16 protein-coding genes are annotated in these 19,975 nt (G+C 68.9%); 9 read left to right on the forward strand and 7 right to left on the reverse strand.

From position 1 onward, the window contains the following. Positions 1-86: 86 nt before the first annotated feature. The gene (prpB, locus tag RWO82_RS10715; protein WP_314426680.1) at positions 87-989 is read left to right on the forward strand and encodes a methylisocitrate lyase; all 903 of its coding nucleotides are present in this window, start codon (positions 87-89) and stop codon (positions 987-989) included. Between the two features lie 2 nt (positions 990-991). After that, positions 992-2,125: a bifunctional 2-methylcitrate synthase/citrate synthase gene (locus RWO82_RS10720; RefSeq protein ID WP_314426683.1), complete on the forward strand. Its 1,134-nt coding sequence runs from the start codon at positions 992-994 to the stop codon at positions 2,123-2,125. Between the two features lie 145 nt (positions 2,126-2,270). Here the strand turns inward: RWO82_RS10720 and RWO82_RS10725 are convergent, their stop codons facing one another. After that, entirely contained in the window at positions 2,271-2,702 is a 432-nt protein-coding gene (locus RWO82_RS10725; RefSeq protein ID WP_314426686.1) for an META domain-containing protein, read from the reverse strand. 339 nt (positions 2,703-3,041) lie between these two features. On the opposite strand from RWO82_RS10725, the gene RWO82_RS10730 reads away from it, so the two are divergent. Continuing rightward, positions 3,042-5,207, forward strand: a complete 2,166-nt coding sequence (locus RWO82_RS10730; protein ID WP_314426689.1) for an Ig-like domain-containing protein — start codon at positions 3,042-3,044, stop codon at positions 5,205-5,207. A gap of 78 nt (positions 5,208-5,285) precedes the next feature. Here RWO82_RS10730 and RWO82_RS10735 read toward each other — a convergent pair whose 3' ends face one another. From RWO82_RS10735 to RWO82_RS10755, 5 genes are all read right to left on the reverse strand, one after another. Next, positions 5,286-6,809: an alpha-N-arabinofuranosidase gene (locus tag RWO82_RS10735; RefSeq protein ID WP_314426692.1), complete on the reverse strand. Its 1,524-nt coding sequence runs from the start codon at positions 6,807-6,809 to the stop codon at positions 5,286-5,288. 38 nt (positions 6,810-6,847) lie between these two features. Beyond that, the gene (locus RWO82_RS10740; protein WP_314426695.1) at positions 6,848-7,753 is read right to left on the reverse strand and encodes a carbohydrate ABC transporter permease; all 906 of its coding nucleotides are present in this window, start codon (positions 7,751-7,753) and stop codon (positions 6,848-6,850) included. Further along, positions 7,753-8,700 (reverse strand): sugar ABC transporter permease, encoded by a 948-nt coding sequence (locus tag RWO82_RS10745; protein WP_314426698.1) that lies wholly within the window; start codon positions 8,698-8,700, stop codon positions 7,753-7,755. Before RWO82_RS10745 ends, RWO82_RS10740 begins: the two co-directional genes overlap by 1 nt. Then, the gene (locus RWO82_RS10750; protein ID WP_314426701.1) at positions 8,697-10,034 is read right to left on the reverse strand and encodes an extracellular solute-binding protein; all 1,338 of its coding nucleotides are present in this window, start codon (positions 10,032-10,034) and stop codon (positions 8,697-8,699) included. Before RWO82_RS10750 ends, RWO82_RS10745 begins: the two co-directional genes overlap by 4 nt. Positions 10,035-10,245: 211 nt before the next feature. Beyond that, a complete protein-coding gene (locus tag RWO82_RS10755; RefSeq protein ID WP_314426705.1) occupies positions 10,246-11,292 on the reverse strand; it encodes a LacI family DNA-binding transcriptional regulator in 1,047 nt (348 codons plus the stop codon). A gap of 77 nt (positions 11,293-11,369) precedes the next feature. On the opposite strand from RWO82_RS10755, the gene RWO82_RS10760 reads away from it, so the two are divergent. Continuing rightward, a complete protein-coding gene (locus RWO82_RS10760; protein ID WP_314426708.1) occupies positions 11,370-12,629 on the forward strand; it encodes a D-arabinono-1,4-lactone oxidase in 1,260 nt (419 codons plus the stop codon). Positions 12,630-12,876: 247 nt separating this feature from the next. Here RWO82_RS10760 and RWO82_RS10765 read toward each other — a convergent pair whose 3' ends face one another. After that, positions 12,877-13,722 carry an NAD(P)-dependent oxidoreductase gene (locus RWO82_RS10765; protein ID WP_314426711.1) on the reverse strand — a complete coding sequence of 282 codons (846 nt, stop codon included), beginning with the start codon at positions 13,720-13,722 and terminating at the stop codon, positions 12,877-12,879. A gap of 58 nt (positions 13,723-13,780) precedes the next feature. On the opposite strand from RWO82_RS10765, the gene RWO82_RS10770 reads away from it, so the two are divergent. From RWO82_RS10770 to RWO82_RS10790, 5 genes are all read left to right on the forward strand, one after another. Then, a complete protein-coding gene (locus RWO82_RS10770) occupies positions 13,781-14,794 on the forward strand; it encodes a LacI family DNA-binding transcriptional regulator (RefSeq protein WP_314426714.1) in 1,014 nt (337 codons plus the stop codon). A gap of 285 nt (positions 14,795-15,079) precedes the next feature. Continuing rightward, a complete protein-coding gene (locus RWO82_RS10775; RefSeq protein WP_314426725.1) occupies positions 15,080-15,766 on the forward strand; it encodes an L-ribulose-5-phosphate 4-epimerase in 687 nt (228 codons plus the stop codon). Beyond that, entirely contained in the window at positions 15,763-17,376 is a 1,614-nt protein-coding gene (locus RWO82_RS10780) for an FGGY-family carbohydrate kinase (protein ID WP_314426717.1), read from the forward strand. The genes RWO82_RS10775 and RWO82_RS10780 overlap by 4 nt, the downstream gene beginning before the upstream one ends. An 89-nt stretch (positions 17,377-17,465) precedes the next feature. Beyond that, positions 17,466-18,989: an L-arabinose isomerase gene (araA, locus tag RWO82_RS10785; protein WP_314426721.1), complete on the forward strand. Its 1,524-nt coding sequence runs from the start codon at positions 17,466-17,468 to the stop codon at positions 18,987-18,989. Further along, on the forward strand, positions 18,989-19,948 hold the full coding sequence (locus tag RWO82_RS10790; RefSeq protein WP_314426723.1) for an aldose 1-epimerase family protein: 960 nt from the start codon (positions 18,989-18,991) through the stop codon (positions 19,946-19,948). Before araA ends, RWO82_RS10790 begins: the two co-directional genes overlap by 1 nt. Positions 19,949-19,975: the final 27 nt, after the last annotated feature.

The raw sequence follows: 19,975 nt of genomic DNA on the forward strand, positions 1-19,975 counted from the left end.
GCAGCTTCCCCGGTCGTTGAGCGAGCACGGCGGAGCCGAGCGAGACGAAACGCGGTATCGATGCGCGACACACTTGAGGAGAACTGATGCTGTACTCCACGACGACCCCGGCCGAGAAGCGCCGACTGTTCCGCGAGCGCCTGGCCAGCGGTGAGCTGCTGCGCTTCCCCGGTGCCTTCAACCCGCTGAGCGCCCGCCTCATCGAGCAGAAGGGCTTCGACGGCGTCTACATCTCGGGCGCCGTGCTCTCGGCAGACCTGGGGCTTCCCGACATCGGGCTCACGACGCTGACCGAGGTCGCGGGGCGCGCGAAGCAGATCGCGCGGATGACCGACATCCCCGCGATCGTCGACGCCGACACCGGGTTCGGGGAGCCGATGAACGTCGCCCGCACGATCCAGGAGCTCGAGGACGCCGGACTCGCCGGCACCCACATCGAAGACCAGATCAACCCGAAGCGGTGCGGTCACCTCGACGGCAAGAGCGTCGTCGACGAGAACACGGCGATCAAGCGCATCCGCGCCGCCGCCGATGCCCGACGCGACGAGAACTTCCTCATCATGGCGCGCACCGACATCCGGGCGATCGAGGGGCTCGATGCCGCGATCGACCGCGCGAAGGCGCTGGTCGACGCAGGTGCCGACGCGGTCTTCCCCGAGGCGATGCGCGACCTGTCGGAGTTCGCGGCGATGGCGGATGCTCTCGACGTGCCGATCCTCGCCAACATGACCGAGTTCGGCAAGAGCGACCTGTTCACGGTCGACCAGCTGCGGGATGCCGGTGTGAGCATGGTCATCTGGCCGGTGTCGCTGCTGCGCATCGCGATGGGGGCGGCGGGTCGCGCTCTCGATACGCTGAACGAGGAGGGGCACCTCACCTCGAAGCTGGGGGAGATGCAGCACCGTGCCGATCTCTACGACCTGATCGACTACGAGTCGTACAACCACTTCGACTCCGGGGTCTACAACTTCACCATCACGAAGGAGTGAGCATGACCGAGCAGGACATCAAGAAGGGGCTCGCCGGCGTCGTCGTCGACACCACCGCGATCTCGAAGGTGAACCCCGAGACGAACAGCCTGCTCTATCGCGGGTATCCCGTGCAGGAGCTGGCCGACACGCAGCCGTTCGAGGCGGTCGCGTACCTGCTCTGGCACGGAGAGCTGCCGGATGCCGCACAGCTGGCGGCGTTCCGCGCGCAGGAGCGTGAGCACCGCGCGCTCGCAGACAACGTCAAGACGGCGATCGACCTGGTACCCGTCGAGGCGCATCCGATGGACGAGGTGCGCACGGCGGTCAGCCTGATCGGCGCTTCCGACCCGAACGCCGGCGGATCGGTGCTGCACGCGGGCGGCAGCCCTGAGCAGAACCTCGAGCGCAGCATCCGTCTGTTCGCCGCTCTGCCGGCGATCGTCGCCTACGGGCAGCGTCGCCGCCGTGGCCAGGAGCCGATCGCGCCCCGCGACGACCTCGACTACTCGGCGAACTTCCTCTGGATGACGTTCGGCGAGGAGCCGGACCCGGTGGTGGTCGACGCGTTCAACCGCTCGATGATCCTGTACGCGGAGCACTCGTTCAACGCCTCCACGTTCACCGCGAGGGTGATCACCTCGACCCTCAGCGACCTGTACTCGGCTGTCGTCGGTGCGATCGGTGCCCTCAAGGGGCCTCTGCACGGCGGTGCCAACGAGGCCGTGCTGCACATCTTCGACGAGATCGGCGACGCCTCGAACGTCGTGCAGTGGCTCGATGAGGCCCTGGCCGAGAAGCGCAAGATCATGGGCTTCGGGCACCGCGTCTACAAGAGCGGCGACTCGCGTGTGCCGACCATGAAGGCCGCGCTCGACACTCTCGTGGCGCACTACGATCGGCCCGAGGTCGCCGCGCTGTACGACGCGCTCGAGTCGGAGTTCGTCGCGCGCAAGGGCATCTACCCCAACCTCGACTACCCGTCGGGCCCGGCGTACAACCTGATCGGCTTCGACACCCTGACCTTCACGCCGCTGTTCGTCGCAGCGCGCGTGACCGGATGGACTGCGCACGTGATCGAGCAGGCCGGCGCCAACGCGCTGATCCGCCCGCTGTCGCATTACGACGGGGTCGACGAGCGGCACGTCGAAGGCTGACTCCGTTTCGTCTCGGTGCTTCGCTCCTCGCTCAACGACCGGCCCGGGAGACGCCGTCGCCGTCACAGCGTTTCGAATCGCGCACTTTGCAGAAAATCCCGTCGGAGAACTGCCAAGTGCGCGATTCGAACGAGCGGGGGAGGGGTCAGCTGGCGCGGGGGAGGTTGCCGAGCTCGGCGCCGGAGGCGTCCATGATGACCAGCACGTCGCCGTCGAGCTCGACCGCGCGCACGCCGCGCATCCAGTCGTCGACACCGGGGCACGCCTTCAGAGTCGAGGCGAATCGGGCGAGATCGACGCGATCGCCGTTCACCGTGTAGGTCGTGGTGACGCCGTTGCATCCGTCGCTCCCGCTGACCGTGCCGTCGGCGGCGAACTCGAGGTGGGGCTGTCCGGGCGCGTTGTCACCCCAGAGGCCGACGAGCTTCTCGACGACGGCGGCCTCCTCGCTGTTCGGCTCGGGAGTCGAGGTCGGAGCGTCGCCGGGGGAGGCGGTCGCACAGGCCGTCGCCACCAGGGCGAACGCCCCCAGCATCGCGAGGCCGACGAGATTGCGTGCTCTGCGGTGGGTGCTCATGGGGGTCATGCTAACCGGATCGGCTGCGAGAACGGGGCCCTGAAGTGACCTGATCCACGCCCATAGCTCACAACGAGTGCCAGGTCAAGAAACAAAATACTGGTAAACAATTTCCCCATTCTGTGGATTTACTGGGTACTCTGCTGGAGATCCCTGTTCGTCCCGACGGACAGGATCCTGCTTGTCGGGGGGCCAGCGTCACAGTTCACGCCTCCACCGGGAGGCGGCCGGTTCCGTGCTCTATGCACTCTGCCGGGAAGTAAATCTGACTGACGATCCGTGACCAGCAAGGACATACATCACATGAAGCAGAGAGTGACAGGTCGGCGCCCGTTGGCGTTGACTGCCGCGACAACGCTCGCCCTTTCGGGCCTCTTCCTGGGAGCGCCTGCGGCGTTCGCCCAGGACGGTGCCGCGCCGAGTCCCGAGCCCACCAACTCCGCGGAAGCACCCTCGACCGGGGTCACCGAAGACCAGGCGAAGGCGACGTCGAAGAAGTTCGAGGCTGCGGGCAGCGAGCTCGTTGCACTCGGCCAGAACGCTGACGGCCAGAACGTCGTCGTCGTGACGGCCGACAGCACTGCCAGCGATGCCGAGGTAAAGGCACTCGCCGCCGAGGAAGGCCTGCACGACGCCTCCGTTGTCAAGGTCGACCGCGTGCTCGAAGCCTTCGCCGAGGGTGATGTCGTCGGTGGTCAGGGTTACGTGTCTGTCGCTCCCGACCTTCCCGGCTTCCTCGCGAACGAGCCCGGCAGCGCGGCATGGTCGTGCTCTGTGGGCTTCGCGGCCTTCTCGCCCGCCGGCGACCCTGCGCTCCTGAGCGCGGGACACTGCGCCTTCGACGACAACGGCGACCCGCTCACCGACACCACGCTGACGGTTCCGGGCGACGAGCCCGCCGTCGGCGGAACGCCCTCGCTCCCGGCTTCGGTCGAACTGCTCGGCACGTTCGGCTTCGCCCAGTTCGGTGGCGCCAACGGCAGCCTCGGCTCGAACGGCGATGCGACCGCGACCGACATCTCGGTCATCGACATCGATCCGGCCTCCGGATGGAACCCGGTCCCCGCGGTCACCGACTGGACGACGGCCGGAGAATCGCTCAGCTCGCCCGCAGACGGCGTCGTCGAGATCAAGTCCGTCGCCGCTCCCACCGTCGGGGCGGTCTCGAAGAGCGGTCGCACGACCGGCTTCACCACCGGCGCGATCGATGGCGACGATGTGCTCGACGGCTGGGCGAACATCGACGGGCACTGGGTCCAGGGCTTCTCGAGCAACACCGAGGCGGGCCCCGGAGACTCCGGTGGAGCCGTCATCCAGGGCAACGCCGCGGTCGGCCTCATCTCCGGCGGCTCGCCCGCGACCCCGACCGAAGAGCAGTTCACCTGGTCGGCCTCGCTCGTGACCGCACTCCCCAAGACCAACGGCTACACGGTCGCGCTCGACCTCGACGCCCCGGTCGTCAGCAGCCCGGCTGCCGGCGCTGAGGTCAACCCCGGAGCCACCATCACCGGAACCGCTCCCGGATCCGACACCGTCACCGTCACCGGACTCGGCGCAGAGCAGACCGTCGACGTCGTAGACGGAGCCTTCTCGTTCGCCGGACCCACCGCGCTCGGCGACGCGACGATCACCATTACCGGTGTGAACGGCTTCAGCACCTCGCCGACCACGACGCTCGAGCTGACGGTCGTCCCGGCCCCGCTCGTGGCTCCGGTCATCGAGTCGCCGGCCGACGGCTCCACGGTCAACGAGCCCGTCACCGCGGCCTCGGGCACCGGACTCCCGGGCGCAGAGATCACGGTCACCGACGCCGACGGCGAGACCCTCGGCACCACCATGGTCGCCGCTGACGGTTCATGGACCGTCGACGGACTGAAGCTCGGTTACAAGGCCCAGCACCAGATCGTCGTCACGCAGACCCGCACCGTCGAGGGTGTGGAGGAGACCTCGCCCGAGGCCACCTCGACCTTCGCGGTCATCCCGGTGTCGCCGGTCGTGACCTCGGTCGCCAACGGCGCTGAGTTCCCGCACGACGGCGGTCCTTCGGTGCTCTCGGGCACCGGCATCTCCGGCGCGACCATCACGGTGACGCTCACGGGCGCCGAGCCGGCTCCTGCAGCCACGACGGCGGCCCTCGCGGGTTCGTTCGCCGCGGCCAGCGGCACGTTCACGGCCACGGTCGAGAACGGATCGTGGGCTGTCGACTTCGGTGCTGCACTGCAGCCCGGCACGTACACCGTCTCGGTGACGCAGTCGCTGGCGGAGGTCGCCTCGGCTCCGACCGACGTGGCGTTCGCGGTTCTCGCGGCTCCGGCTCCGGCTCCGGGCGGCGGCGGCGCAGCTCCGGCTCCCGGTGAGGGTGGCGCAGCAGCTCCCGGTGACGGCGGCCTCGCCGTGACCGGTGGCGACGTGATCGTGCCGCTCTCCGCAGCGGCGATCGCACTCGCGCTGCTGTCGGGTGGATTCCTGCTCCTCGCTCGCCGTCGTCAGACGATCGAGAGCTGATCGGCTGACTGCGATCCAGATACGAAGAAGCCCGGCATCCCTGAGGTGCCGGGCTTCTTCGCGTGCAGGGGGCGACGCTCAGGCGAGTTCGATCACCGACCAGGACAGCGGGGGCAGCGTGGCCCGCACCGATCCGTCGACGACCTCGGCGCCGGCGAGCGGCACCATGTGCACGGCATCCTGCGTGGTCTCGAGGTTGGCGGTGTGACGGTCGCCGCCCTCGGGGATCGTCAGCGTCTCGGCGTTCACGACGCGCAGCCCGGTGAGTCCGCGCAGCTCGACGGTCAGGTCGCTCTCCTCGTCGAGCGAGCGGTTGGCGACGAACACGACCACGCGGCCGGTCTCCTCGTCCCATGTCGCTGCCGCGTCGACCGCGTCGACCCCGCCGTAGCGCTTCGTCTCGATCTGCGGGGCAGACACCGCGAGGCGCAGGATGCGGCCCTTCGCGAGGCGTGCCATGCGCTCGAACGGCCAGAAGCTCGTCTGGCGCCAGGCCGGGCCGTTCTCCTCCGAGCGGATCGGGGCGATCACGTTCACCAGCTGCGCCTGGTTGGCGATCTTCACGCGGTCGCCGTGACGCAGCAGGCTGTTGAGCAGTGTGCCCACCACGACGGCATCCGTGACGTTGTAGGTGTCCTCGATCAGACGCGGATGCTTCTTCCATCCGGCCTTCGCGATCTCCACCGACTCCACGTCGTTGAACTTCACCTGGTCCCACACGTTCCACTCGTCGAACGAGATGTCGACCTGCTTCGAGTGCTTGCCTGCGGCCTTGACCGCGTCGATCGTGGCGATGACGCCGTCGATGAACGCATCCATGTCGACCGACTCCGCGAGGAACGACTCGGCATCGCCGTCGTGCTCCTGGTAATAGGCGTGCATCGAGATGAAGTCGACCTCGTCGTAGGCGTGCGTGAGCACGGTGTGCTCCCATGTGCCGAACGTCGGCATCGAGCGGCCCGAGGAGCCGACCGCGACGAGCTCGATCGTGGGATCGACCAGCTTCATCGCCTTGGCCGACTCCTGCGCGAGGCGACCGTACTCGGTCGCGGTCTTGCCGCCGATCTGCCACGGGCCGTCGAGCTCGTTGCCCAGGCACCACAGCTTGATGTCGAAGGGCTGCTCGGCGCCGTTCTTGCGGCGCAGGTCCGACCAGTAGGTGCCGCTCGGGTGGTTCGCGTACTCGACGAGCGAGCGAGCCTCTTCGACGCCGCGGGTGCCGAGGTTGATGGCCTCCATGACCTCGACGTCGGCCTCCTTCGCCCAGTCCATGAACTCGTGCAGACCGAAGGCGTTGGTCTCGATCGTGTGCCAGGCGCCGTCGATGCGCACCGGGCGGTCTTCGACCGGACCCACCCCGTCTTCCCAGCGGTAGCCCGAGACGAAGTTGCCTCCGGGGTAGCGGACGACGGTCGGACCCATCTCCTTCACCAGGGCGAGAACGTCCTTGCGGAAGCCGCGCTCGTCGGCCTGCGGGTGCCCCGGCTCGTAGATGCCGGTGTACACGCAGCGCCCCATGTGCTCGACGAAGGACCCGAAGAGCCTCCGGGGGACGTCGGCGATGGTGAAGTCGCGATCGATGGTGATGCGGGCCTGAGACATTGCTCTCCTTGGTTCTGGCTCTCGAGCCGGGTGGGGGACTACTGACCGCCGAAGCCGCTCGTCGCGACTCCCTTGACGATCTGCTTCTGGAAGATGATGAAGACGATGATGAGGGGCAGCGCCGCGAGCACGGCCTGCGCCATGACCTGGGCGTACTGCACGCCGTAGGCGCTGATCACCGTCTGGAGACCGACCGGCAGCGTCATCAGCGTGGTGTCGTTGATGACGAGGAACGGCCAGAGGAAGTTGTTCCACGCGGCGATGAACACGAAGATCGCGACGGATGCCAGGATCGGCCGAGACAGCGGCAGCACGATCGACCAGAAGATGCGGAACCGGCCGGCGCCGTCGACCCTCGCCGCGTCTTCGAGCTCGATGGGGACGGCGTCGAAGAAGCGCTTGAGGATGAACACCATGGCGGGCGCCACCACCTGCGGCAGGATGAGGCCCCAGTACGTGTCGATCAGGTTGAACGCCAGCATCTCGTAGAACAGCGGGATGATCAGCGCCTGCGGCGGCACGACGATCGACGCGATGATCACGCCGAACAGCCACTTGCGGCCGGTGAAGTCGAGGCGGGACAGCGCGTACGCGGCCATGGTCGAGATCGCGAGGGTGATCAGGGTGACCGCGGCCGCCGTCCACAGGCTGTTGAACGCCCACGTGTAGACGTTGCCCTGCGAGAGGATCGCGGTGAACGCGTCGATCGTCGGGCCGCTCGACCCGATCCAGTTCGGGTCGCCGGAGGCGGCATCCGTCTCGGTCTTGAAGGCCGTCGCGACCGCCCAGAGGAACGGCAGCAGCCAGCCGACGGCGAGCAGGAGCAGCACGACGAAGGCCGCGATGCGGAGGGGGCCGAACGGCTTCTGACCGGGCAGGTGCGAGCGGCGGGGCGCGCGGGGTTGAGCGGTGGTGATCGCTTCCGTGCGAGTGGCGGTGGACATCACTGCTGCTCCTTCCGGCGACGCATGATCAGGGCCTGCGCGACCCCGATGATGACGATGAGAGCGAAGAACACATAGGAGATCGCGGCCGAATAGCCGAATCGGTAGCTGACGAAGCCCGCCTCGTAGATGTACTGGACGATCGAGCGGGTGGTGTCGCTCGCCACGCCGCCGAGCATCTGGTACGCCTGGTCGAACAGCTTGAGGGAGGCGAGGACCTGCAGGATCAGGATCAGCACGGTCGCCGGTCCGAGCTGCGGGAGCGTGATCGACCAGAACTGGCGCCACGCGCCCGCGCCGTCGAGGGACGCGGCCTCATACTGCTGCGGCGGGATGTTCTGCATGGCGGCGAGATAGAGCAGGAAGTTGAATCCGACCGTCCACCACACGGTCGCGATGACGATCGACAGCATGTTCGTGTCGGGGTTCTGCAGCCAGGCGATCGGCTCGAGGCCGAAGAACTCCAGGATGTTGTTGGCTGCGCCGACCTGCGGGTTGAAGATCCAGACCCAGATCTGCGAGATCACGGTCGAGGCGAGCAGGAACGGCATGAAGAACGACAGGCGCCACAGCCACTGGCCGGGGATGCCGCGGTCGACCAGGGCCGCCATGAGCAGCGCGATGGCGACGAGCGGCACCGTGGAGATGAGGGTGAACCACACCGTGTTGCCCATCGACTGCCACATCTTCGGGTCGCTGAGTGCCTCGGCGTAGTTCGCGAAGCCGACGAATGTGCCGCCGGCTCCCGTGAGCGACTGATCGGTGAAGCTGAGGATGATCCCGTGGATGATCGGCCACACCAGGAACAGCGCGAAGGCCACGAGGAACGGGGCGAGGAAGGCCCAGCTGATCAGCTGCTCGCGGTTGCGCGAACCCGCGCGGCGGGCCGGAAGGGCCGACTTAGACCCGGTGACGATGGTGCGTGTGGAGTCGGTCGCGGTGCTCATGAAGCGAACGTCCCCTCGGGGTCGGCGGGGTTGGGCTGTCGCAGCAGCGTGTTCACGCGGGCTTCGAAGCGGTCGATCGCGGCCGCGGGATCGTCGCCCGAGAGCAGCACGCCCTGCACCGCGGCACCGAACTCGGCCTGGAAGTTCGATCCCGATCCCGTGAACCACGCGGTCGGGTCGTAGACCACGTGCTGGGCGGCCTCGGCGTAGTGGGCCTGGGGGATCAGGTCTGCGTACTCGGGGGATTCGGTGACGGGGAGGAACGCGGGGATGTGTCCGGCCTCGGCCCAGCCGAACGACCCCTTCAGCATGTCGGCGACGAACCGATAGGTCAGGTCGCGCTTCGCCGGGTCAGCGGCTGTCTGGTGCGGCAGTACGAACGAGTGCGAGTCGGCGTACACGGCCGGTGTGCCGAACAGGGTCGGGATCATGGTCGCGTCGAAGGGCAGCTCGGCCGCCTGCATGGTGCGCAGCTCCCACACGCCCGTGAACAGCATTCCGCTCTTGCCGGTCGCGAACTCGGCGATCGCGCTTCCGTAATCGGCCTGCGCCAGGGCGATCTCGCCGTCGAGGAGCGTGCTCATGAGCGTGAGCGACGCGATCGCGGCATCCTTGTCGATCACGGCTCTGCCGCCCTCGGGGAGCTCCATCGCTCCGCCGTGCTGCGAGTAGAACGTGTAGAAGAGGCGCCACATCTGAGCGCCGTCGCCGAGGTAGCCGAACGAGAGCGCGTGGCCCTCGGCCTGGCCGCCGATGCTGCGCAGCTGGTCGAGGAACTCCTCGGGCGACGACGTCTGCTGCAGGCGGCCGTCGCTGTCGAGCACACCCGCCGCGTCGCAGATGTCGGTGTTGAACATCGCCACGAAGGGGTGCGCGTCGAGCGCGATGCTGTACATGTTCTCGCCGACGAATCCCTTCTCCCAGATGGGCTTCGGGAACGTCGAGGCGTCGACGCCGAGCTCTGCGAGCCGGTCGAGGTCCCAGGTGTCGAGCAGGCCGCCGGGGGCCCAGCCGACGGTACGCGTCGCATGCATGATCGCGACGTCGGGGGCCCGGCCGCCCGCGCCCGCCATGGCGAGCTTCGTGTAGTACGGGGTGCCCCAGGCGAGCACGGTCGGACGGATGCGGTAGTCGCTCTGCGCGGAGTTGGCCGTGTCGAGCAGCTGCGACATCGTCACGCCGTCACCGCCCGAGAGCAGGTGCCAGAACTGGAGCGTCGTGGCGTTCGAGCCCGGCACTGTGCCGGGAGCGCAGCCGGCGAGCAGGGCTGCGGCGGCCGTGACGGAGGCGGCAGTCAGGAACTGCCGCCTGGACAAATCGAGCGGGGGCGTCATCGTCACTCCTTCGTGACAGCGGGCGGGGTCGGGGTACATCATTACATCGATGTAATCGCATCGGCAAGGTCTCCCCGGGCTTTCGAATCGCGCACCTTGCAGTTTCCAGCCCCCGAAAACGCCTTTGTGCGCCTTTCTAAAGGTGGGGAAGGGGCCGGGACGGGGCCGGGACGGGGCCGGGGAGGGGCCGGCGGGCGGCGGCGAAGCGCTGTCAGGGGTGGTAGCCGCGCGGGGTACCGTTCGTGCTGTCGCGCTCCAGCAGGCGGTGCGACAGCGTGAGCGCGCGCGGCGGGGCGGCGCGGTCGTCCATGCGCGACTCGAGGAGCCCGAGCGCAGCATCCGCGAACGCGCGGCGGTCGAACGCGATCGTCGTGAGCGAGGGTGCGGTGTAGCGCGAGAACTCCACGTCGTCGAAGCCCGTGACGATCACATCGTCGGGCACGCCGACCCCGTGGTCGTGCAGCGCGTGCAGGGCTCCGAGCGCGAGCGTGTCGGTCAGGGCGATGATCGCATCGAATGCCACTCCCCGTCGGAACAGGGTCTCGACACCCGCTGCGCCACCGGTCATCGACCACGGCATCGGATTGACCTCGAGCGCGGGATCCGCGTCGATCCCTGCCTCGCGCAGCGCATCGTGCACGCCCTCGAGACGCAGCCGACTGGTGGCGGTCGCCGTCGAGGCATCGCCATCCGCCCCGATCACCGCAATGCGCGTCGCCCCGCGCGACAGCACATGCTGAGCTGCGTCGGCCGCGGCCCGCCGACTGTCGATGCGCACCTGATCGGCTCTGTTCTGCTCGACCTCGCCGATCACCACGAGGGGCGGCAGCCGATCCGCGAAGTCGAGCACGCTGTCCTCCAGGCGGATCGGGTTCAGGATCAGCCCGTCGACCAGATGAGCGCGAGCGCGAGAGACGAGTTCCTTCTCGCGGTCGGGGTCTGTCGCGGTCTCTTCGATCTGCACTGCGAGGCCTCGCTCGTGCGCGGTCTCGACGATGCGGTGCAGCAGCTCTGCCGAGAAAGCGGTCGCGAGGTCGGGCAGGGCGACGGCGATGATGCCCGACCGGCCTTTGCGGAGTCCGCGGGCGTTGAGGTTCGGCACGAAGTCGAGCTCCTCCATCGCGGCCTCGACCTTGACGCGGGTCTCTTCACGCACGGCGACGGTGCCCGTGACCACGTTCGACACGGTCTTGGGCGAGACGCCGGCGAGTGCGGCGACGTCCTTCATGGTCGATCGAGGGGGTGGCGTCGCAGTCATGCGGTCAGCCTAGTGCGGCCCCTCGCGACCGCTCGGTGCATCGAGGTCACCGCAGCGTGCGTGGCTATCATGGCCCGATGACGACCGAACGCAACTGGGCAGGCAACCTCACCTACCGAGCATCCGCCGTGGAGCACCCTGCCTCGATCGACGAGTTGCAGGAGGTGTTCGCCCGTGGTGGGCGGGTGCGGATGCTCGGATCGCGGCACTGCTTCAACGACATCGCCGACACCGACGGACTGCTGATCGCGCTCGACCGGATGCCGACGGTCTTCGAGGTCGACGAGTCCCGTGACGCGGTGCGCGTCTCGGGAGGCATGCGATACGGCGACATCGCACCGCTGCTCGATGCCGAAGGGCTCGCTCTCGCGAACCTGGCGTCTTTGCCGCACATCTCGATCGCCGGAGCCATCACGACCGGCACGCACGGCTCGGGCGACGCGATCGGCTCGTTGGCCAGCGCCGTCCGGGCGCTCACGATCGTCACACCCTCGGGCGAGGTGCGCTCGTTGCAGCGCGGCGATGCCGATTTCGACGGCGCCGTCGTGAGTCTCGGCGCGCTCGGAGCGATCGTCGACGTGACGCTCGATGTCGAACCGGCATACGAGGTCGCGCAGCATGTGTTCGAGCATCCGTCGTGGGATGCGCTCCTCGCCGACTTCGATGACGTCACGGGCATCGGCACGAGCGTCAGCATCTTCTCCCGCTGGGAGCACACCGACGTCGCCGACCAGATCTGGGTCAAGCAGCGACAGCCCGAAGCGCGCGAGATCACGCGCGCCGACCTGTTCTCGCGCATCGACGGCGAGGCGGCCACGGCCAAGAGGCATCCGATCATCGGCGTCGACCCGGTCGCCTGCACGGAGCAGCTCGGGGTTCCCGGCCCCTGGTTCGAGCGCCTCCCGCACTTCAAGCTCGAGTTCACGCCGTCGGCCGGAGCGGAGATCCAGACCGAGTACCTCGTGCCGCGCGCCGACGCGGTCGCCGCGATCCAGGCCGTGCGCACGCTCGCCGGGCAGATCGCCCCGCTGCTGCTCGTGAACGAGATCCGCACAGTGGCAGCCGACGATCTGTGGCTCAGCTCGTCGTACGGCACGGATGCCGTCGCCGTCCACTTCACCTGGAAGCCGGACGAGGCCGCGGTGCGCGAGTTCCTGCCGACGCTCGAGGCCGCCCTGCCCGAGACCGCCCGTCCGCACTGGGGCAAGGTGTTCACGCTGGATGCCGCCGAGCTGCGCTCACGGTACGAGCGCTGGGACGACTTCGCGGCGCTCGCTGCCCGGTTCGACCCCGAGCGCCGGCTGGTGAACCCGTACCTGGAGCGCCTCGGGCTGTAGCGGGATCGTTGCATCGCCTGCTGCCTTCGAATCGCGCACTTTGCAGATCTCGGACCCCGAAATCTGCAAAGTGCGCGATTCAAAACTCCTCGGGGCCGCTTCCGTAAACGTCGTGGGGTTGTCCGCGTCGATCGAGCCGATCGAAGGCACGCCGCGGTCGCCACTCAGAGCGCTGACGCGCGTCACGCGGCGCGCATCCACGACCACGATGGTCGAGGGACTACGGCGAGCCCAGTGATGTGACGCGTCAGACCTCGTCGCGCCAGGAGTGCTGCGGATCGAAGCCGAGGATGCGGCGGGCCTTGTCGATCGACAGCAGCGTCTCGTTCGGGCCGAACTCGCGCGCGACGGGGACGTCGGGGAAGACCTCGCCGAGCAGTTCGGCGTTCGGACGCGACATGACCGTGTCGGCCGCCGCGATGATGAAGTTGTCGAACCCGGGTGCCGCGACCTCGAGCGCGCGTTGCACGGCCTGTGCGCCGTCGCGGGCGTCGATGTAGCCCCAGAGGTTCCACTTGCGGCGCAGCGCGTCGGCGTCGAAGTCGGGGAACTCGGCGTAGTCCTCCGGGTTCATCACGTTCGAGAAGCGCAGCGCCGTGATCGAGAGGTCGGGACGCCAGCGCACGAGCTCTCTCGCCAGCTGCTCCTCGAGCGTCTTGACCAGCGAGTAGACCGATTCGGGGCGGGCGGGGTAGTCCTCGTCGACCGGGACGTAGGGCGGCGGCACATCGAACGGCAGCCCGAGCACGGTCTCGCTCGAGGCGTAGACGACGCGCCGGATGCCGAGGCGCACAGCCGCCCAGAAGACGTTGAACGTCGCGGGCATGTTGTTGTGGAACGTGGCGACGTCGCTGCGGATGCCGGGGGCGGGGATCGCGCCCAGATGCACCACGGCGTCGATGCCGTCATGCCGGTCGCCGACTGCCGTGAAAGCATCCACGACCTGGCCGTAATCCGTGAGGTCGACCTGCACGAAGTCGGGGCCGCGAGTGCCGGTGACGTCCATGCCGATGACCTCGTAGCCGTGGGTGCGGAGTTCCCTCGCGACGACGCTGCCGAGCTTGCCCGATGATCCGGTGAGTGCGATGCGCATGTGACCAGAGTGGCACGACGGCGAGGTGCTGAGGGCCGCTCGGCATACACTCGTCGGCGTGAGTGACACGAGCAGCGAGCCCCGACGCACCGTCGGCGTGCGCGATGTCGCGGTGCGCGCGGGGGTGTCTCGGCAGACGGTGTCTCGGGTGCTCAACGATCATCCCGAGGTCGCCGTCGAGACGCGCGAACGCGTGCTCGCGGCCATGGCCGAGCTGGGATACCGCATGAACAACGCCGCCAGGGCGCTGGGCACGAGACGATCCCGGACGCTGGGGGTGCTCGCCTCCGACGCGCTGCAGTACGGACCCTCCCGCAGCATCGCCGCGCTCGAGGCCTCGGCGCGCGAGGCGGGGTACTGGCTGAGTGCGGCCTTCGCGGATGCGGGGGATGCCGCCGCGGTGGTCGCCGCCGTCGATCACCTCGTCATGCAGGGCGTCGAGGGGATCGTGGTCGTCGCGCCGCATGCCCGCACGCTCGAAGCGCTCGACGCCCTGCGCATCGGAGTGCCGGTCGTAACGCTGCACTCGGCCGACAGGGGAGCGCGGGGCCTCTCCGTCGACCAGGCGGCGGGAGCGCGGCTGGCGGTGGCGGCGCTCGCGGATGCCGGGCACACGCGCATCGCGCACCTCGCCGGACCGCCCGACTGGCTCGAGGCCGAATCCCGCGCTGAGGGGTTCGCGGCGGAGCTCGTCGCCCGGAGACTCGTCGCCAGTGCCGTGATCGAGGGCGACTGGACCGCGGGCTCGGGCTACGCCGCGGCTGCCGCCGTGCGCGAATCGGGTGCCACCGCGGTGTTCGCCGCCAATGATCAGATGGCGCTCGGACTTCTCGGCGGACTGCACGAGGCGGGCCTCTCCGTGCCGGGTGACATCAGCGTCGTCGGGTTCGACGACATCCCCGATGCCGCGTACTACTGGCCGAAGCTCACGACCGTGCGTCAGGACTTCTCCGAGCTCGCTCGTCGTGCGGTGGCTGCGGTGCTCGCGGGGGCCGCCGGAGAGACGGCATCCGACCTCCCGCCCGTGGCTCCCGTGCTGGTGACGAGGGCATCGGTCGCGCCTCCCCGCTGACGTGTGCGGCGCCGCCTGTGCCGTTGGTGCGGGGTCGCTTTCGCACCGCATCCGGCCTGATGCGGTGCGAAAGTGACCCCGCGTGGCGTGCGCTGTGCGAAAGTGACCCCGCGTGGCGTGCCGGTGCTGCGGCGCGGAGGTCACCTGCGCGCCCTGTGTCTTGACCGCCGCCGCGACCCCGTGACACACTGCTGTGACCGGTCACAGTGACCGCCGACGAACCCTGAGGTACCCGTGAGCAACGACGCCCCTGCCTTCTCCGCGGAGAACGCCTTCTCGCCCGAGATCGCCGCTGCGATCCAGAGCGTCCGTGAAGACGTCGCCCGTCTGCACGCCGAGCTGGTCCGCTACGGCCTCGTCGTCTGGACCGGCGGCAACGTCTCGGGCCGCGTCCCGGGCGCCGATCTCTTCGTCATCAAGCCCTCTGGCGTGAGCTACGACGATCTCGCCCCCGAGAACATGATCCTGTGCGACCTCGACGGCGCCGTGGTCCGCGGCACCCCCGGCAGCGACCGCTCGCCCTCGAGCGACACCGCCGCCCACGCCTACGTCTACCGTCACATGCCCGATGTCGGCGGAGTCGTGCACACCCACTCGACGTTCGCCGTGGCCTGGGCCGCGCGTGGCGAGGAGATCCCGTGCGTCATCACGGCCATGGCCGATGAGTTCGGCGGTCCCATTCCGGTCGGGCCCTTCGCGATCATCGGCGACGACTCGATCGGTCGCGGCATCGTCGAGACCCTCTCGGGCCACCGCAGTCGGGCCGTGCTGATGCAGAACCACGGGCCGTTCACGATCGGAGTCGACGCGAAGGATGCCGTGAAGGCCGCCGTCATGGTCGAAGACGTCGCCCGCACCGTGCACTATGCACGAGAGGCCGGTCCGCTGATCCCGATTCCGCAGGAGGCGATCGACAGTCTCTTCGACCGGTACCAGAACGTCTACGGACAGAACTCGGACGCGCGGCGATGAGCGATACCGCGACGACGCCCGCCCGGGAGGACATCCTCGCCGCCCGCACGAGCCTGGGCATCGAGTTCGGCTCGACCCGCATCAAGGCCTGCCTCATCGGATCCGACGCGACCGAGGTGCTCGCCACCGGCTCGTTCGCATGGGAGAACCGGCTCGAAGACGGTCTCTGGACGTACGCGATCGACGAGGTCTGGGCCGGACTCCAGGCGGCCTACGCCGAGCTCGTCGCCGACGCGGAGAACCGCCATGGCGTGCGCCCCGACACGTTCGGCGCGATCGGCGTCTCGGCGATGATGCACGGCTACCTCGCCTTCGATGCGCAGGGCGAGCTGCTCGTGCCGTTCCGCACCTGGCGCAACACCAACACGGGTGCCGCGGCGGCCGAGTTGACCGATCTGTTCGGCCTCAACATCCCGCTCCGCTGGTCGATCGCCCACCTGCACCAGGCCGTGCTCGACCGTGAGGAGCATGTGCCCAGGCTCGACTTCGTCACCACGCTCGCCGGGTATGTGCACCGGCGGCTCACGGGCGAGCGGGTGCTGGGCGTCGGCGACGCCTCCGGCATGTTCCCGATCGACTCGAGTACCGGCGACTACGACGAGCGGATGCTGCAGGCATACGACTTCCGTGCCGCCGACCGCCTTCCGGCGAGTGCACGAGACCTCCTCCCGACCGTGCTCCCGGCCGGAGCTGCCGCGGGGTCGCTCACCGCCGAGGGCGCAGCGCTTCTCGACCCCAGCGGTGGGTTGACCCCCGGCATCCCGCTGTGTCCGCCCGAGGGCGACGCGGGAACCGGCATGGTGGCGACCAACTCGGTGTCCCCGCGCACGGGCAACGTGTCGGCGGGCACCAGCATCTTCGCGATGGTCGTGCTCGAACGACCGCTCACCGAGGTGCACCACGAGCTCGATCTCGTGACGACTCCCGCGGGCGACGCGGTCGCGATGGTGCACTGCAACAACGGCGCCAGTGAACTCGCGGCGTGGGCAGGGCTCTTCACGCGCTTCTCCGCAGCAGCGGGTCAGCCGCTGAGCGACGACGCCGTCTTCGACGTGCTCTTCCGCGAGGCCCTCGACGGAGAAGCGGACGCCGGTGGGCTGCTGGCCTACAACCACCTGGCCGGCGAGCCGATCGCGGGTCTCACCGAGGGGCGCCCGCTGTTCGTGCGCACTCCGGACAGCGCGTTCACACTCGCGAACTTCGTGCGTTCGCAGCTCTACGGGGTCTTCGGCACGCTCGCACTCGGGATGCAGGTGCTCACCGCCGAGGGGGTCGAGCTCGACCGCATGTTCGCGCACGGAGGCATGTTCCGCACGGCAGGCGTGGCCCAGCGCTTCCTCGCCGGGACGCTCGGCGCTCCGGTCGCGGTCGGCGAGCTGGCCTCCGAGGGCGGCGCGTGGGGCATCGCGGTGCTCGCGTCGTACCTCGCGCACGCCGAGACACAGACCCTGGGGGAGTACCTCGACGAGAAGGTGTTCGCCGCGGCATCCCTCTCGATCGCCGACCCCGACCCCGACGACGTCGCCGGCTTCACCGCCTATCTCGACCGCTACCGCGCCGGCCTCGCCATCGAAGCCGCCGCGACCACCGCTCTCCGTCCCGGTCGCTGAGCGCGAGGAGCGAGGCGAAGCGCACACCTCTTCGCGTTTCGTCTCGGTGCTTCGCTCCTCGCTCAACGACCGAATATGAAAGGCCTCTCATGACCCGCACCCCGCTCACCACCTCGCTCGACGGCTACGAGGTCTGGTTCCTCACCGGCAGTCAGCACCTCTACGGCCCCGAGACGCTCGCGCAGGTCGCCGAGCAGTCGCAGCAGATCGCGCGCATCCTCGACGAGGCGGGCGAAGTGCCCGTGAAGATCGTGTGGAAGCCGGTGCTCACCGACAGCGCCGCCATCAAGCGCGCCGTGCTCGAGGCCAACGCCGATGAGAAGGTCATCGGACTCATCGCGTGGATGCACACGTTCAGCCCCGCCAAGATGTGGATCGCCGGTCTCGACGCGCTGCAGAAGCCGCTCGCGCACCTGCACACGCAGGCGAACGTCGAGCTGCCGTGGGCCGACATCGACTTCGACTTCATGAACCTCAACCAGGCGGCGCACGGCGACCGCGAGTTCGGCTACATCCAGACCCGCCTCGGCGTGCCGCGCAAGACGGTGGTCGGGCACGCGAGCGACCCGCGGGTGCGCCAGGAGATCGCGACCTGGCAGCGTGCGGCCGCGGGCCTTGCGGCATCCCGTTCTCTCAAGCTCGCCCGGTTCGGCGACAACATGCGCTTCGTCGCCGTCACCGAGGGCGACAAGACCGAGGCCGAGCTGCGCTTCGGCGTGCAGGTCAACACCTGGGGCGTCAACGATCTGGCGGATGCCGTCGCCGCGGCATCCGACTCCGAGATCGACGCGCTCGTCGCCGAGTACGAAGAGCTCTACGAGGTCGTGCCCGAACTGCGCCGCGGGGGTGACCGGCATCAGTCCCTGCGTGACGGGGCCGCGATCGAGATCGGTCTGCGGTCGTTCCTGGAGGAGGGCGGCTTCGGCGCCTTCACGACCTCTTTCGAAGACCTCGGCGCACTGACGCAGCTGCCCGGTCTCGCGGTGCAGCGCCTCATGGCCGAGGGATACGGCTTCGGTGCCGAGGGCGACTGGAAGACCGCGATCCTCGTGCGCATCGCCAACGTCATGGGCGCGGGGCTGCCCGGTGGGGCGAGCCTCATGGAGGACTACACCTACGACATGACCCCCGGTGACGAGCTGATCCTCGGGGCGCACATGCTCGAGGTCTCGCCCTCGCTCACGACCGCGAAGCCGACGCTCGAGATCCACCCGCTGGGCATCGGCGGCAAGGACGACCCGGTGCGCCTGGTGTTCACCGCCGACCCCGGCCCCGCGATCGTCGTGGCGCTCAGCGACATGCGCGACAGATTCCGTCTCACGGCCAATGTCGTCGAGAACGTCGAGCCGCGCGCCGCGCTGCCCAAGCTCCCCGTGGGACGCGCCGTCTGGAAGCCCGCGCCCGACTTCACCACGAGCGCCGCCGCGTGGCTGACCGCGGGTGCCGCCCACCACACCGTGATGTCGACGGCTGTGGGGCTCGAGGCCTTCCGCGACTTCGCCGAGATGGCCGAGGTCGAGCTCCTCGTGATCGACGGCGCCACCACGCTGCCCGAGTTCCAGAAGCAGGTGCGCTGGAACCAGGCCTACTACCGACTCGCACAGGGGCTGTGATGACCGACGTCTCTTCGGCCGCCGCCGATCTCGCGACGGCCGCGCGACCGCGCTCCGGTCGGCAACTGCACATCGCCGGTCACGGATATGAGGCCGTGATCGCGAGCGTCGGGGCGTCGCTGCGCGTGCTCAGGTTCGAGGGTCGCGATCTGGTCGTGCCGTTCGACGCCGACGAGGTCAGGCCGGGATACCGCGGCACCACCCTCGCGCCGTGGCCCAACCGCATCGTCGACGGGCGCTACACGTTCGGCGGTGTGGATCATCGGCTCGCCCTCACCGAGCCCACCCGAGGGCAGGCGCTGCACGGCCTGCTCGCGTGGGCGGAGTTCGAGGACCGCCTCGTGCTCGACGATCGTGTCGTGCTGGCTGCCGTGATCGAGCCGCAGACGGGGTATCCGTTCCGCGTCGAGGTCGAGACCGAGTATCGCATCGACGTCGACGGGCTGCGGCAGACCGTGACCGCGCGCAACCTCGGGGCGGATGCCGCGCCCTGGGGCACGGGACCGCATCCCTATCTCGTCGCCGGCCCCGAGGGGAGGGTGGACGGCTGGACGCTGACCCTGCCGGCATCCGAGGTGTTGACCGTGACGACCGACCGGTTGAGCCCGGTGGCGCTCGAGGCCGTGTCGGAGCATCCGGAGTGGGACTTCCGCGCTGCGCGCCCGATCGGAGACGTCTTCATCGACCACGCGTTCACCGGGCTCGCTCGTGAGGGCGGAGTCGCTGAGGTGCGGCTGGTGACGGATGCCGGAACCGGCGTCGCGATGACATTCGATGAGCGCTGCCCGTGGGTGCAGGTGCACACAGCGGACAACCCGGGGATCGACGCGATCCACCGCATCGGCCTCGCGGTCGAGCCGATGACCTGCCCGCCCGACGCGTTCAACTCGGGAACCGACCTGGTCGTGCTCGAACCCGGTGCGACGCATGCGGCATCCTGGAGGATCGCCGCCGTCTGACGTGCGCCGTCGCCCGGCCGTCGTGGC

It is taken from the genome of uncultured Microbacterium sp. (genome assembly GCF_963521645.1).
In the GTDB taxonomy this organism is placed as follows: domain Bacteria; phylum Actinomycetota; class Actinomycetes; order Actinomycetales; family Microbacteriaceae; genus Microbacterium.

Coding starts and splice junctions, on each gene's coding strand:
- prpB (WP_314426680.1), top strand. CDS start 87: ATGCTGTACTCCACGACGACCCCGGCCGAGAAGCGCCGACTGTTCCGC.
- RWO82_RS10720 (WP_314426683.1), top strand. CDS start 992: ATGACCGAGCAGGACATCAAGAAGGGGCTCGCCGGCGTCGTCGTCGAC.
- RWO82_RS10725 (WP_314426686.1), bottom strand. CDS start 2,702: ATGAGCACCCACCGCAGAGCACGCAATCTCGTCGGCCTCGCGATGCTG.
- RWO82_RS10735 (WP_314426692.1), bottom strand. CDS start 6,809: ATGTCTCAGGCCCGCATCACCATCGATCGCGACTTCACCATCGCCGAC.
- RWO82_RS10740 (WP_314426695.1), bottom strand. CDS start 7,753: ATGTCCACCGCCACTCGCACGGAAGCGATCACCACCGCTCAACCCCGC.
- RWO82_RS10745 (WP_314426698.1), bottom strand. CDS start 8,700: ATGAGCACCGCGACCGACTCCACACGCACCATCGTCACCGGGTCTAAG.
- RWO82_RS10750 (WP_314426701.1), bottom strand. CDS start 10,034: ATGACGCCCCCGCTCGATTTGTCCAGGCGGCAGTTCCTGACTGCCGCC.
- RWO82_RS10755 (WP_314426705.1), bottom strand. CDS start 11,292: ATGACTGCGACGCCACCCCCTCGATCGACCATGAAGGACGTCGCCGCA.
- RWO82_RS10760 (WP_314426708.1), top strand. CDS start 11,370: ATGACGACCGAACGCAACTGGGCAGGCAACCTCACCTACCGAGCATCC.
- RWO82_RS10765 (WP_314426711.1), bottom strand. CDS start 13,722: ATGCGCATCGCACTCACCGGATCATCGGGCAAGCTCGGCAGCGTCGTC.
- RWO82_RS10780 (WP_314426717.1), top strand. CDS start 15,763: ATGAGCGATACCGCGACGACGCCCGCCCGGGAGGACATCCTCGCCGCC.
- araA (WP_314426721.1), top strand. CDS start 17,466: ATGACCCGCACCCCGCTCACCACCTCGCTCGACGGCTACGAGGTCTGG.
- RWO82_RS10790 (WP_314426723.1), top strand. CDS start 18,989: ATGACCGACGTCTCTTCGGCCGCCGCCGATCTCGCGACGGCCGCGCGA.